Origin of the sequence: Sphingomonas sp. Leaf37 (assembly GCF_920939475.1) — a bacterium.
In the GTDB taxonomy this organism is placed as follows: domain Bacteria; phylum Pseudomonadota; class Alphaproteobacteria; order Sphingomonadales; family Sphingomonadaceae; genus Sphingomonas.
The window spans coordinates 13,078-28,103 of sequence record NZ_CAKLAX010000002.1; the positions used below are offsets into that span (position 1 = coordinate 13,078).

The following is a 15,026-nucleotide window of genomic DNA, read 5'->3' on the forward strand; positions in this document are numbered from 1 at the left end:
AGACGGGGCAGGATTGTGACGCCCGCCGCCGGCATCGGCAACGGGCAGTCATATTCGGTCATCGTTCGGAAACGGCGACCGGAGCTAAAAAACTGGCGCGATCGGAAGATCGCGCCAGGACAGGAGGAGCAGATCAGTAGGTTGCGCGCAACGACAGGCCGAACCGACGATCGTTGAGCTGATACTGAAGCGGCTGGGCCTCGGTCTGGATGTACGTAGCGTTCATCCGGTTGTTGAGGTTCACCACATCCGCCGACACGGCGATATGATCGTTCAGGTTTACGCTGAGCGATGCATCGAGCGAGGCATAGGGTTTGGCATATTGCGCAAATCCATTGGCGCCGCTGCCCGTCGTCGTATCCAGGTAACTCGAACGCCAGCTCCACGCGAGGCGGGCCGTGACCGGACCTTTCTCGTACAGACCGATCAGATTGTAGCTATGCTTCGACAGCTTCTCGAGCGGCAATTGTGGGGGCAGGTTCGAATTCGCCACCCCGGTCGGGTTCGAGACGCTCGAGTCGACGTATGTGTAGTTCGCCTGAACACCGAAACCGCTCAGCAAGCCCGGCAGGAAATCGAAGAACTGTTGGTATGCGACTTCCGCGCCCTTAACCGTGCCCTTGCCGGCATTGATCTGTGTGCTCACGAGATAACGGCGGCCCTGGAACGTCTGCTCATAGAAGCCCGGCGCCAGGAAGCCATCGACCTTCTTGTAGAACAGGCCCCCGGTCAGTGACCCCGCTCTCGCGAAATACCATTCTGCGGTCACGTCGAAGTTGTTCGACGTGATCGGATCGAGCCGCGGATTGCCCGCGCTGGCACTCGCGCGGCCCTGCTGATCGAGCTGGTTCGGATTGTTGAGCGTCAGGTTGGTCGACAGCTGATCGAAATTCGCCCGCGCCAGACCTTTCGAATAGGCGAAGCGCATCTGGAACTGGTCGGTCAGACGGGCGCGAAGGTTCACGCTCGGAAGGGCCTTGGTATAACTGTTAGTGGCCTGGAACGGGGTGACGACCGTGCTGGTCACGCCGTTGGTCACGACCGTGGCGAACGCCGAACCGGCGGACGTCGTGCTGGTCTTGATGATGCGAACGCCTGCTCCACCATCGATGCGAATGCCGCCCGCATCGAACGCATAATCGGCGACTGCCCAGGAGGTGTAGGTCTTTTCCGTTTGATTGTTGAGATCGCCCGGCGTGAACGCGTCCTTGGTCCGTGCGCCGAGCAGCGCATAAAGCGCCTTTGTCTGCTCCCAAACGCCGTCGCCTGCCGGGAATGCCGGATAAAGCAGACCGCCCTTCACGGTGTTACCATCGAACCAGTTGGACGACGGACCCCGCATCGCGAGCTGCGGGTTGCGGCCGAGCGGGATCAGCGGCGTGCCGGCAGGTGCCGAACAGCTGCCATCCGGGCCGATCGCGGTGACGCAGACGCCGTTCCAGGTGCCGCGCAAGTCGATGGTATTGTCCGCATAACGGGCGCCGCCGCGCAGCTTCTGGAGGAACCCGCCCTCGATGTCATATTCGATGTCGTAGGCGAGCGCGAGCGTATCGGCGTCATTGCGCTGTAGCGAATCCGCGATGAACGGGGTCGTGTAGTTCGCCGGATTGTTGAGCAACGACGGGTTGGCGACGTCCCAGCGCGGATATTTGCCGCGCAGGTCGAAGGTGACGCCGGTGGTATGCGGCGAGGTCAACACGGTCTGGCCACTCGTTGTGTACAGCGACAGCACATGGCCGTTGCGGTCGGCATTATAGTAGGACTTCAGATACTGGACGTCGAAATTGGCCTTTGCATTCGGCGTAGCCTGCCAGCCGACGTTGAATGTGAGGTTCTGGCTCGCGCTCCACAGTTCCTGATCGAACCGACCGGTTTCGAAGGTTTGCGGCGAGATCGTACCGCTGGTCGCGTAACCTTCCTTGTTGAAGGTGAAGGCGGCACCGGGAGCTGCCTTGGCCGCGTAAACGGTCTGCACGCCGTTGACGAACGTGTCGGATATGCTGTTGGCGTCGTAAAAATAGGCGCCCGTGCGATTGAACCAGTATTTGGTTCCCTGATATTGCGCGGTGACCAGCACATCCGGATTGGCCTGCCACTGCAATGCGGCAGCGACGCCCAGACGCTTGCGATCACCAGTGTCGTCATAGATTTCAAAGCCATAGGGAATCTTGGCACTGGCTGGCGCACCGGTGATCGTGCCGGGCTGCGCATTGCCGAACGGACCGGCGAGCAGGCCGTCCTGACGATACTGGCTCTTGGAATATACGGCATTCAGCAGCAGGCCGATCTCGCCCATGCCGGTGTCGTAACGGTTGCTGTAAAGGCCCGAGATCGAGCCACCGTATTTGTCGACACGATCGTAATAGTTGCCGCGTGCCGTCATCGAAATGACCTGGCCTGCCGTGTCGAACGGCTTGCGGGTCCGCAGATTGACCGCACCGCCGACGCCGCCTTCGATGATTTCGGCAGGCGCATTTTTATAGACGTCGATACCCGACAGCAATTCGGGCGGAATGCCTTCCAAATCGAACGAGCGACCGCCGGACGCGGAATAGACCGCGCGGCCGTCCAGCAGGTTCTGCGTCTGCGTCAAGCCGCGAACCGCGATTGCGGGCGAGGTGCGGTGATCGAAGTCGGTTGCGCCTTCGCCATAGCGGCGCTGGATCTGCACACCGGTGACGCGCTGCAGGGCTTCCGTCGTGTTGACGTCGGGAAGCTTGCCAATGTCCTGCGCGCTGATCGAGTCGACGATCTGGTTGGAATTGCGCTTGATCGCCTGAGCGGTGCCGAGGCTCGCACGGACGCCGGTGACGACAATGTCCTGATCGCTCGCCGGATCGGCCGCGGCCTGATCGGCGGTCTGCGCGACGGTGGTGCTTGGCTGTGTTTGCGCCTGCACGTGTCCTGCGCTGACCAGCGCGACCAAGGATGCGCCGGCGAACAGCCGGCCGTAATGACCCTTCATATTCCTCTCCCCTACTACCGACATCAGTGCCGTGTAATGTCCGACATATACCCAAGTCGGTTATGCCGGACAAATAAAAAGCGTGGCTATCGACCCATGATTCCGCGAGGGTGTGGCGGATATCACGCACACCCCAGGGAAGGGTTTGAAGAGGTTGGCAAAACGTGACGGGCTGCGGCCGGCGCATGTGACCATTGCACGCACGCTGGGGGTCGCCATCGTTACCGGCGAGTATCTTCCGGGTGCGACAATTCAGGGAGAGTTCGATCTCGCGGACCGGTTCGGGGTGGCGCGGAATGTAATCCGCGAAGCGTTGCGCATGCTGATCGCGAAGGGGCTTATCGAGAGCCGTCGAAAAACGGGTACGCGCGTACGAGCGCGTGCCGACTGGAATCTGCTGGATGCCGAAATGCTTGGCTGGATGTTCGAAGGTGCGCCGCCGCTCGCCTTCGTGAGGGATTTGTTCGAACTCCGGCTGATTATAGAGCCTGCGGCTGCCGCTCTTTCGGCGGAACATCGCACGATGCGGCAACTCTCCCGCATGGGCTATGCGCTTGAATTGATGACCCGGCATGGCCTGGATAACAGCGAAGGGCAGGAGGCAGATGAGCAATTCCATGCCATTCTGCTCGAAGCGACGCACAACGAACTGCTTGGTAGCCTGGCCGTCAGCATCTCGTCCGCCGTGCGGTGGACCACGTTTTTCAAGCACCGTTCGAGCATCGTTTATCCCGATCCGATCCCCCAACATCAGGATCTGTTCGAGGCGGTAGCCCGGTCTGACAGTGCCGGCGCGCGCGCGGCGGCGACCAGTCTGATCGATCAGGCGCGCCGCGATACCGAGATTACGCTGGCTGACGGTAACCCGACTCGACGGCACGAGACGCGCCTATAATGTCCTACATATAACTTTTTAGATCATTATATGGATCGGTGCATCGCCATGCGAGATTTTATGTCCGGTATGGTTTGTGGCATTCGCAGCGGCAGGTTGCGGCGCATCACGCTGGCGCTTGCGCTGACGGCATCGGCGGCGTCGGTCGGGGCACAGGACAGCCGGTTCGTGTCGATCAAAGGCGACAAGCGGGCATTGCGCGTGGACGGCCAGCCGTTTCTGCTACTGGGTATTCAGCTCAACAATTCGAGCGGTTTCCCTGCCGAAATGCGCCGGCTGGCACCGGCGATCCGTCGCAGTCAGGCCAATACCGTCATGGCGCCGATCGGCTGGGAATCGATCGAGCCGGTGGAGGGGCGGTTCGACTGGTCTGCGGTTGACGGACTGATTGCCGAGGCACGCTTGCAGCAGGTTCGGCTGGTGCTGCTGTGGTTCGGCACCTGGAAGAACGCCAATATGAGCTATACGCCCGCCTGGGTGAAGCGCGATACAGTCCGCTTCCCGCGGGTGGTGAATGCCGAAGGTCGGCCGATCGAAGTGATCTCGCCGATCAGCGTCGCAGGGCGCGAGGCCGACGCACGCGCTTTTGCCGCGCTTATGGTGCATCTGAAGGTCGTAGACAGGCGGCAAAGAACCGTCATCATGGTGCAGGTCGAGAACGAGGCGGGCACGCTGGGCGCCGATCGCGACTACGCGCCCGCCGCGGAGGCTCTGTTCCGGGCGGCCGTGCCGCCCGACATGCCGGGTGCAAGGCCCGGTGACTGGACCGCCAGCTATGGTGAGCGAGCGCCCGAGGCGTTCATGGCCTATCACACCGCGCGTTATATCGGTGCGGTCGCCGCGGCGGGGAAGCGTGCCTACGATCTTCCCCTTTATGCAAACGTCTGGCCGCGCGAGCAGCCAGGGCTGTTGCGCCCGGGGGACAGCTCGCCGTCGGGCGGAGCGGTATCGTGGCTGTTGCCGCAGTGGCGCGCGTTGGCCCCGGCGATCGATGTCGTCGGCGTCGACAATTACGACACAAACGCCGCGCCTTATATGGAGATCGCGCGCGCCTACGACGTGTCGGGCAATCCGCTGTTCGTGCCAGAGACGGGGGGCAGCATGGCCCACGCACGCCATGCTTTCTGGACGCTGGCGCAGCCATATGCAGTCGGCATCGGAAAGTTCGGTATCGATACCGGTTTCGGCATCAAGGATGGCAAGCAGATCGAGGAGCCGATCGCCCTCGACTATCGCCTCTTGCGTGAAGCGGTACCGTTTCTGGTGCCGTTGCGTGATGCCGGACAGGTGCGCGTCGCGGTGGAGGAGGATGGCATGGCGAACGTGCCGCTCGTTTTCGGCGACGTGGATCTCGTCGCCCGCTTCGGCGATGTGCGCGATGGCTATGGCGGACCGCGGGGGCAGGGCAATGGCGACCTATCCGGCAGGGTAATCGTTGCACGCGCCGCAGCCGATCGCTTCCTGCTCACCGGCGTGAGTGCCAACCTCAGGTTCGCGACCCGGTTGGGCAGGGCAGGCAGCGTCCAGCTCGTGTCCGTGGGGGAAGGGCATTTCGAGGGCGGCCGCTGGGTGCGCGACCGACTGGTCAATGGCGACGAAACCGCATTCGGCCTGATCCTGCCGGCGACGGGTCGTTCGCTGATGGTGACCGTGCAGGTGAACCCATGACGGCGCGGGTCGCATTTGCGATGCTGCTCACCGCACCGGTCGCTCTGACCGCAGCGGATGCGCCGGTGCGCTGGAATGCTGCCGGTTCTGGCAATCCCTTATTACCGGGCTATTTCGCCGATCCGTCCATCGTCCGCGATGGCGGACGCTGGTACGTCTTCGCGACGATCGATCCGTGGGGCGACGATCGATTGGGCATGTGGGTGTCGGATAATGGCCGCGACTGGCGTTTTTCGCAACCGGACTGGCCGACCAAGGCGGCGGCGACCAGCCCGACCTCGGGCGATTCGAAGGTATGGGCACCATCGGTAGTCAGGGCGGCGAACGGACGCTGGTATATGTACGTCTCGGTCGGCAGCGAGGTATGGGTCGGCAGCGCGGCATCGCCGGCCGGGCCTTGGGCCGACGCCAATGGTGGCAAGCCACTGATCGCAAAGGACTTCGCGCCTGCGTATCATATGATTGATGCCGAGGCGTTCATCGACAGCGACGGGCAGGCGTATCTGTACTGGGGATCAGGGCTCAACTGGGTCAACGGCCACTGCTTCGCCGTCCGCCTGAACCCCGACATGGTGACGTTCGACGGCCCGCCCCGTGACATCACACCGGCGCATTATTTCGAGGCGCCGTTCATGGTAAAGGCGGGCAAGCGTTACGCGCTGACCTACAGCGACGGCAACACCACCAAGGATACCTACACAGTTCGTTATGCGATCGGCGACACCCCCTTCGGGCCGTTCGAAGAAGCGGCCAACAGCCCGATCCTGAGCACCGACGCCGTGCGTGACATCGTCAGTCCCGGTCATCACGCCGTTCTCCGCAGCGGCACACAGAACTACATCCTGTATCATCGGCAGGCGCTGCCGTGGCCGCGTGGCGGCGACGACGTATTGCGACAGGTGGCGATCGATCGACTTGCGATCGGAGCGGATGGCACGCTGGCCCGGGTAGTGCCGACACATGGCAGCGTGGTCGGCGGGTTTGGCCGGGCGCGGCTGCGCGGGCTGCGCTGGCAGGCGTTCGGAAGCACGGGAGATCCCGTCTATGCCCCCGCTCGCGCTGCAGACGACAATTACGCGACGCTTTGGCGAGGCGGCGGGGAGGGGCGGGCCATGCTGGTGGCCGATCTGGGATCGGTGCGCGCAGTGCGGGGTAGCCGTTTGCGGCCGGAATATGCAACGCGATCCTATGAACTGGGGATCGAGGCGTCGACTGATGGCAAGGTCTGGCGCGCCGCGGTGCCGGTCGCGGTGCTGTCGGGATCGCCAATCACGTTACTGCATCCGCTGCGAGCACGGTATCTGCGACTGACGACCGCACACGGCGGGAATGGCTTTTGGGAATGGTCGATCGATTGAGAGCGATGCGGGCGCGACCGGTCAGCCGGCGGGGCAGGCGGGTCTCGCAGGTCCGCGGGTCAGGACGATGGTGACCACCGATCTTGGAGGCGCGGTCGTCCCGCTGACGCAGCGCGCATCGTGCGTCTGGTCGGTCAACACCATTTGCGGATGCCAGCCGGTGGGAACGACCAGCCAACGGGGGGTGATGCCGCCATTGACGTGCACCAGCGCCAATGTCCGTCCATCGGGCGACAGCGCACCCGCTGTGTCGAGGTCGTCGACCGGGACCAGTCGGTAACCGGGGCGGATATAGCGGCTGAACTGCGCCATCGCCCAATATTTACGGGTGATGTAGATCGCATGTGGCCCCTTTGCGGATGCGGTCAGATCGGTCTTCACGAGGCCCCAGTTCGATCCGGGTCCGATTTTTCCCGTGGCATCCTTGCGCGCCGACATATCCTCGATCGCTTGCCAGAACACCCAGGCCGCGGGTTCCAGTCGCTTGAGGTCGAGCACGATGTGTTCGGCAAAGGCCAGCGCCGAAGGCATAGCATCGAAATCTTCGGGGTCTCCGTCGAGCGGGGTGTCGTCCTCGCTCATCCATAGCCGGATACCCGCAGCCCGCGCGGCATCGCGCACGCCCGTCTGATGGATGTTGCCATAACTGTGGACGTTGAGCTGGCCGATCCGGGCCATGGTCGTCGGCGGGTAGGCGGCGATATCGGTCAGGAACAGGTGGGAACTGGTTTCGTCCGGCGCAGCGATGACGGTCGAAAGCCTGCGCGCCTTCAACGCGGCGTCGGCGGCGTCGATCATCGTGGCCTGTAGTGCCGGGCTCCAGTGCGCACCTTCCTGCTTGTTGGCGGCGAACCAATAGTTCGTGTTGGGCTCGTTGACCGGCGACAGCGTGCGGAAGGTAATTCGGTGGCGTCGTTGCAATTCGTCGACGCTGCGCGCCAGATAGGTGGCGAAGCGCCCTTCCTCGCCCGGCCGCAGATTGTCGTCGTCGCCCCGTTCAGCGCCCGACACGCGGCCGGATATCGTCATGAACCAGGGTGGCGAATTGGAGAAGGCCTCGAAGATCGCAGTCGGCACCCGGTCGCGGATCGCATCGAGCCACCAGCGTTGCGTCGCATCCTGCGACCAGTCCCACATCGCGGGCGCGTCGGCTCGCCAGTCCTCACCCGTCGTGCCGGACGGCAGCCGCCAGAAGCCGGGAACGGCGCCGCCGGGGCGCAAGTACGGCTTGATACCGCCCGCATTGCCGCCGCCGATATTGTAACGCGCGATCGTCCAGCCGAGCCCGCGGTCGGTATAGAACAGATCGGCCAGCCGGTCGCGCTCCGCCAGCGGCCAGTCGCCGGTAACGTTGGCGAACCAGGCAAGGGCAGTGCCCCATCCCTCGAACTCCGTCGAGGGGCGATCGATGGCGGGCCGCAGCGTCACCGTAACGGGCGTTGCGAGCGTGGACGACGGTGCCGTTCCGGTCGTCAACAGCGCAGCGGCCAGCATCGTCGATTGCAACATCGTTCTCGCTCCCCCGATACGGCCATTCCGATCGCGTCGGCCTGATCTCTTGCGTAATCGGTCCAAAACGATATGTCGGACATGAAATCGGATCAACCGATGATTTGGGGAGCGGACGATGCGGCGATCATGGCTGGGGTTGGGATTGCTCGCTGGCACCGCGACCGGCGCGGTATCCGCGCAGAACACGCCGCAGGTTCAGCCGGTGCAGGTCGACCCGGCCCGACCGGACTGGGAGAATCCCGCGGTGTTCGCGCGTGGCAAACTGCCCGCCCGTGCGACCGGCTTTCCCTTCGAGACACGCGAGAAGGCGCTGGCTGGCGACGAAGCATCGTCGGCGCGCTACGTGACGCTGGACGGTACGTGGAAGTTCGCACTTTCGCCCGACGCCGATGCGTTGCCTGCGGGATTCGAACGACCGGGGTTCGACGTGTCGGGGTGGAAGGACATCAAGGTCCCCGCCGACTGGCAGGCGGAGGGGTTCGATCAGCCGCGCTACAACAACATCACCTATCCGTTTCCGGCCAATCGCCCGCTGATCCCTCACGCTACCAACCCGGTGGGGTCGTATCGCCGCGATGTGACGATGCCCGCCATTTGGGTCGGCAATGACGTGATCCTCCACATCGGTGCGGCAGGATCGGCTTACTACGTTTGGGTCAATGGCGAAAAGGTTGGCTATTCCGAGGATTCCAAGCTGCCGGGCGAGTTCGATGTCACACGATGGATGAAGCCCGGCCGCAACACGATCGCGATCCAGATATTCCGCTGGTCGGACGGCAGCTATCTGGAGGATCAGGATTTCTGGCGGGTTTCGGGCATCGAGCGGTCGGTGTATCTGATGGCGGCTCCGTCGACGCGGATTGCCGACACCTTCGTTCACGCGGGACTGGATGCAGACTATCGCGACGGCATGCTTGCGGTCGACATCGCGGTGTCGGGAACTGCGGCGGCGACCGCTCGTGTGACGGTGATGGAGGGCACACGACAAGTGCTGACCGCCAGCCGTGCCGTGCCGATCCAAGGCGAGCGGCGGGTGACGTTGGAGGGCAGGGTGCCGGCGGTCCGAGCCTGGACGGCGGAGACGCCAGCCTTGTACACGCTCGTAACCGAGTTGGTCGATGCACGCGGCCGGGTGACGCAATCGACTGCGCGGCAGATCGGCTTCCGCACCGTCGCCATCCGGAACGGCCTCGTGTCGGTCAACGGCAAGCCGATTACGATCCGCGGCGTCAACCGTCACGAACATGATCCCGAGACCTTCCACGTCATCAGTCGCGCGTCGATGGAGCGCGATATCCAGTTGATGAAGCGCAACAACATCAACGCGATCCGTACGTCGCATTATCCCAACGACCCGTATCTCTACGATCTCGCCGATCGCTATGGCCTGTACGTCATGGACGAGGCGAATATCGAGAGCCACGCGTACATGGATTACGCAAACAAGCATCCGCGCGAGCGGGCGGCATACCAGATCGGCTTCGATCCCGCGTGGAAGGATGCGCACGTCAGCCGCGTCGTCAACATGGTTGAGCGCGACAAGAACCATCCGTCCGTCATCTTCTGGTCGCTCGGCAATGAGGCAGGGATCGGGCCGAACTTCGAAGCGGCGGCGGCGGCGGCGGCGAAGGCACGCGATCCCGATCGACTGATCAGCTATCTCGGCTGGGGCACGTGGGACGGGATCAGCGATCATCGCCCTAACCATTATGCCGACATCTATGCGCCGATGTACGATCCGGCCGTGAAGATGGAGGATTATGCGACCAACTGGAACTTCGCCCAACCGATGATTCAGTGCGAATATGCGCATATGATGGGCAATTCGGGCGGTAACCTGAAGGAATATTGGGATACGATCTACGCGCATCCCGACAAGCTGCAGGGCGGGTTCGCATGGGACTGGGTCGACCAGTCGATGTACCGCTATACCAACGATGGTCGCCGCTATTGGGGCGATGGCGGCGAATATGGTCCCAATCCGGGTGGCGAGATCGAGTTCGGCGACGGGCTGCTACAGGCGGATCGCACACCCAATCCGCTACTTTACGAGCTGCGCAAGGTCTATTCTCCCATCCAGTTCGACGGGTTCGATCCGGCGAGCGGGCGGGTGACGGTGCGGAACCGCCACGACTTCCGCGACCTGTCCGGCTTCGCGTTCGATTGGGTGGTGCTGGAGGACGGTGTCGACGTAGCGAGCGGCGCGCTGGCAACACCTTCAGTCGCGCCGCATGCTGCGGCGTTGGTCACGCTGCCAGTCGCCGCACTGCCTCGCAAATCGGGTGCGGAATATTTCGTGACGGTCCGGGTCAGGACCCGGAGCGAGGCGGTGCCGCTGGTGCCGGCGGGCACGCTGGTCGGTTTCGAGCAATTTGCGCTGGATCGAGTGGCGGAGCGGGCAGCGCCTGCGTCTGGCACGGATCGCGGCGAAGTGCGCGTCGCGAACGGTAGCGGCGTGATCGTGATGTCGGTCCAGTCCACGACGCTGGAGATAGACCGGACGACCGGTCTGATCCGCCGCTATGCTCGTGACGGGCGTGCGCTCGCGTCCGGGGGGGCTCCGCATTTCTGGCGCGCGGTGACCGACAACGACATCGGCATCGGCACCGACAGGCAACTCGCGGCGTGGAAGGGTATGAGCGACACCCGCCGCGTTACCGGTGTGCGCAGCCGCCGCACCGCAGTGGGTGGCGAGGTGACCGTGGAATTTGCGCTGGGCGATGGCGCGGCGACCTTTACGACGACTTATACGATGGCGGGGGACGGCAACGTCGCGGTCACGGGTTTTCTCACGCCCGTGAAGACGGACTTGCCGCCTCCGTTTCGCGTCGGGCTGGCGTTCGCGCTGCCGACCGATCTGAAGACGGTCGCATGGTACGGGCGCGGACCGCATGAAAGCTATACCGATCGCAAGACGTCGGCACCGATCGGCCTGTGGCGTGGAGCGATCGCCGAGCAGAATCACGATTACATCCGGCCGCAGGAGACGGGCAACAAGGTCGACGTCCGCTGGATGGAGCTGTCCGGCGCGGGCGGCGGGTTGCGTATCGCCGGCGACCGTCCGCTGATGATGAACGCGCTCGCGTTCCCCTATGCAGACCTTGATCGGCACAAGCCCGGTACGTGGAAGTCGACCGATGTCGTGCCGCACGGGCAGGTGACGTTGCTGGTCGACAGCGCGCAATGGGGCGTCGGCGGCGACACCCAATGGAGCGAGTTTGGCAAGCCGCTGCCGCACTATCGCACCACCCTGACGCCCACCCGCTTCTCCGTACGCCTCACGCCCTTTGCCGGCGAGGGCACGATGCCCGACAAGGCGCTTCCTGCAAGCGCAACCGCAGAGGAATGAGATGTCCGACCTGGAGTTGATCACCCGCCGCGGTGTCGTCGCCGGCGCTCTCGCCATCGCCGCTGCGCCGGGGGCCGTCGCGCGAACCCGCGACCCGATCGTGAACCCGATCGTCCGCCAGCGTGCCGATGCGCAGGTGTTCCGCCACAGCGACGGCTGGTATTACATGACCGGATCGGTTCCGGAATACGATCGACTGGTACTGCGCCGTGCGAAGACGATCGTCGGCCTGTCGGCGGCGCCTGAAGCGGTCTTGTGGCGGCACCCCGCGACAGGGCCGATGTCGGGATACGTGTGGGCGCCCGAGTTGCACCGGATCGACGGGAAATGGATCATGTATTTCGCCGCCGGGCCAAGTGGCGGCGGTGCGGACGTGTTCCGCATCCGGACCTATGCGCTCGCCTGCACCGCCACGAACCCGATGACCGGCACCTGGTCGGTGTTGGGCCAGCTCGAGACCCCATGGGACAGTTTCACGCTCGACTCGACCAGCTTTGTCCACCGCGGCCGCCGCTATCTTGCGTGGGCGCAAAAGGAGCCGGGGATCGCTACCAATTCCAACCTCTACCTTGCGCCGCTGGCGACACCGCTGACGCTTGCCGCGCAGCCTGCCAGGCTTTCGGTGCCGACGCTCGAATGGGAACGGCGTGGGTATAAGGTCAACGAAGCGCCCGCACTGCTCGCGCGCAACGGCCACCTGTTCATGACCTATTCGGCGAGTGCCACCGATGCACGCTATTGCATGGGGATGCTGACGGTCCGCGACGATGCCGACATCATGGACCCGGCCGCATGGACAAAGTCGCAAACGCCGGTGTTCCAGTCATCGCCCATCACCCATGTGTACGGACCGGGACACAACAGTTTCACCGTCGACGAACGCGGCCGCGACATGCTCGTCTATCACGCGCGCGATTACGACAGGATCGAGGGTGATCCGTTGCTCGATCCGAACCGTCACACTCGCGTTCAGCCGATCCGTTATCGCGCCGACGGGACACCCGATTTTGGGCAGCCCGTCGCCAACGGCAAGCTGATTTGAGGCGATCCTACAGACCGAACCGAAGCGTGGCGCGAAGATCGCGACCGGCGAGCGGCGCGAAATCCTTCAGGAAGCTGGATGCGCGCCGCGCCGTGACATCGAAGATATTGTTTGCGCTGAGGAGCAGCTGCGTCTTGTTGTCGCGCCCGAACGGCGACAGGGCGATGCTGGCGTTGACCATCGTATAGTCGTTCGTCCGGGTTTCGAAATCGGCGGTTCGGTTCTGCCGGAAGGCGTGCTCGACCTCGGCGCGAGCGGTCAGAAAATCGGTCTGCGCTTCCAGCCCGCCGAGCACGCGCGGCGCCGGAATGCGCGGTACCGGTCCGACATCGACGATATTGGCGTGGACGTAATCGCCCAGCACGTCGGCGTTGATCCTGGTCGATCCGATCGTGAACAGGGACGCCGACAGGTCGGCCTCGAACCCATAATAGCGCGCGTCTGCCTGCTGGTACTGGAAGCAGGGAAGGTCGACCTCGCGCGGGTCCGCCGCGGCCTGGCAGACCGCAGGATCGACCTGATTTTCCGAGATGTAATTGGAAAACCAGTTGTAATAGGCGGATGCGTCGAAGTTTGCGCGATCGGTATGCGCGTGCAGCGTCGCCTCGACGCCCCAGCTCTTCTCGAGCCGGAAATCGGGACTGCCGAGTTCGTACGCCTGCGTACCGGCATGGCCGCCGTTGGCGAACAATTCCTCTGCCGACGGCGCACGTTCGGTGCGTGACAGGTTGACGCCGAAACGGACGGCATCGCTGACACCATAGGAAGCGCCGAGCGAACCGGACAGCGCGTTGAAGCTGCGATTGCCAACGAAAAAGCGATTGTCAGGATCGGTCTTCGCCGTCAGGTCGCTCCATTCGTAGCGCAGCCCGCCCTCGGCACGGAAGCGGCCGAAGTCGAACTGCTGGACGGTGAACAGGCCGGTCTGGTTGGTTTCGTTGCGCGGCAGGAAGGCCTCTTCCCCGGCGACATCGAACAAGCGATTGAAATACTGGACGCCGGATGCCCCGCTCCAGGGGCCTCGGCGGGCTTGAACTATTTCTACGCGGCCTTCGGTGCCGTTGTTGAAAAAGGCGGTTCCGATCGAGCCGTCCTCCTCCAGTTCGTAATGGCGATAGGTCGCGTGGCCGATCCGCACACGGATGGCGCCGATGACGTCGCCGCCGGTCCGGACTTCGCCGCGCAGGTCGACGCGGTTCTGCACGAGGTCAAGCCGCGGCGCCTCCTGTTCCTGTCCCACGGCGGTCGCGTAGCGGATCGGGATGCCGTACAGGCTGTCGTAGTGGCTGTACGACACGCCGAGCGAGCCGGTGTCGGTGACGATGCTGGCGCCGACGCCGGCGGTCCAGGTCTCTGCGGCGGAATTGGGCAGCTTGCCGCGGATGGCGGCGGAGCCCGCGAAGTCGATCGGCTCGTCCGCAGGATCCTGCGGCAGTCCGACCTGACCGAGCGCCGCAGTCCGGGCGCCACGCGACAGCGCATTGCCGCCGATCCGCAGATCGCCGGTCTTGAGGTACGATCCATCGGCGTGCAGCACCAGATGATCGCCGACCGCGACGTCGCCGGCGCCTTGCAGCGAACGCTCGTTCGCGGCCGAACCGTAGTTGGCGATACCGTTCAGGCGATAGCCGTTGGCCGGCAGGGTGCGCGGGATGCGCGTGTCGACGACGTTGACGACGCCGCCGACCGCGGACGATCCGAAGAGCAACGCCGAGGGTCCGCGCAGCACCTCGATCCGCTCGGCGAGCAGCGGATCGATCACCACGGCGTGATCGACCGAGGTGTTCGACACGTCGATCGATCCGATGCCGTCGGTCAGCACGCGGATACGCTCGCCCTGAAAGCCGCGCAGGATCGGGCGCGACGCGGTCGGTCCGAACGATGTCGCCGACACGCCGGGCAGGCGCGCGAGCGTTTCGCCGATCGTGGGACGCAGCGCTCGGCTCAACGCCTCGCCACTGAGTACGGACGTGCCTTGCAACACGTCGCGCTCGCTCTGCTGCAAGACGCCGGTGACGATGATGTCGTTGGACCGGGGAGCGGGCGCGGTGTCGCTGCCCTGCGTCGCGGTCTGCGCATATGCGGCCGGCATGGCCAGCAGGGACACGAGGCTGACCCCGATCAAAAACGTCTTCATAGCTGCCCTTTCTGAACGAGGCATCCGCTTAGGAGGTACAATATAATGTATCAATCCGTTTCTGTGTGCGATGCGGCGAAGCGAGGCCGGGCGTGCGGAA

7 protein-coding genes and 1 pseudogene are annotated in these 15,026 nt (G+C 63.9%); 5 read left to right on the plus strand and 3 right to left on the minus strand.

Annotated features, from left to right (window positions below; translation table 11 throughout):
- Nucleotides 1-133: 133 nt before the first annotated feature.
- Entirely contained in the window at nucleotides 134-2,965 is a 2,832-nt protein-coding gene (locus LRA87_RS05325) for a TonB-dependent receptor (RefSeq protein WP_230629846.1), read from the minus strand.
- A gap of 112 nt (nucleotides 2,966-3,077) precedes the next feature.
- On the opposite strand from LRA87_RS05325, the gene LRA87_RS05330 reads away from it, so the two are divergent.
- Genes LRA87_RS05330 through LRA87_RS05340 form a run of 3 tightly spaced genes read left to right on the plus strand, consistent with a single transcriptional unit; the run spans nucleotide 3,078 to nucleotide 6,886 of the window.
- Entirely contained in the window at nucleotides 3,078-3,860 is a 783-nt protein-coding gene (locus LRA87_RS05330) for a FadR/GntR family transcriptional regulator (protein WP_230629848.1), read from the plus strand.
- A 60-nt stretch (nucleotides 3,861-3,920) separates the two neighbouring features.
- Complete coding sequence (locus LRA87_RS05335) at nucleotides 3,921-5,528, plus strand: DUF5597 domain-containing protein (protein ID WP_230629850.1); 1,608 nt, start codon at nucleotides 3,921-3,923, stop codon at nucleotides 5,526-5,528.
- Entirely contained in the window at nucleotides 5,525-6,886 is a 1,362-nt protein-coding gene (locus LRA87_RS05340; protein WP_230629852.1) for a family 43 glycosylhydrolase, read from the plus strand. Before LRA87_RS05335 ends, LRA87_RS05340 begins: the two co-directional genes overlap by 4 nt.
- Before the next feature lie 21 nt (nucleotides 6,887-6,907).
- On the opposite strand, the gene LRA87_RS05345 is transcribed toward LRA87_RS05340, so the two are convergent.
- Nucleotides 6,908-8,395 (minus strand): glycoside hydrolase, encoded by a 1,488-nt coding sequence (locus LRA87_RS05345; RefSeq protein WP_230629853.1) that lies wholly within the window; start codon nucleotides 8,393-8,395, stop codon nucleotides 6,908-6,910.
- 118 nt (nucleotides 8,396-8,513) lie between these two features.
- On the opposite strand from LRA87_RS05345, the gene LRA87_RS05350 reads away from it, so the two are divergent.
- On the plus strand, nucleotides 8,514-11,747 hold the full coding sequence (locus tag LRA87_RS05350; RefSeq protein WP_230629854.1) for a glycoside hydrolase family 2 TIM barrel-domain containing protein: 3,234 nt from the start codon (nucleotides 8,514-8,516) through the stop codon (nucleotides 11,745-11,747).
- Nucleotide 11,748: 1 nt separating this feature from the next.
- A pseudogene (locus LRA87_RS05355) lies at nucleotides 11,749-12,783 on the plus strand (glycoside hydrolase family 43 protein); the annotation flags it as partial.
- 13 nt (nucleotides 12,784-12,796) lie between these two features.
- On the opposite strand, the gene LRA87_RS05360 reads toward LRA87_RS05355, so the two are convergent.
- A complete protein-coding gene (locus tag LRA87_RS05360) occupies nucleotides 12,797-14,926 on the minus strand; it encodes a TonB-dependent receptor (protein ID WP_230629856.1) in 2,130 nt (709 codons plus the stop codon).
- Between the last annotated feature and the right edge of the window lie 100 nt (nucleotides 14,927-15,026).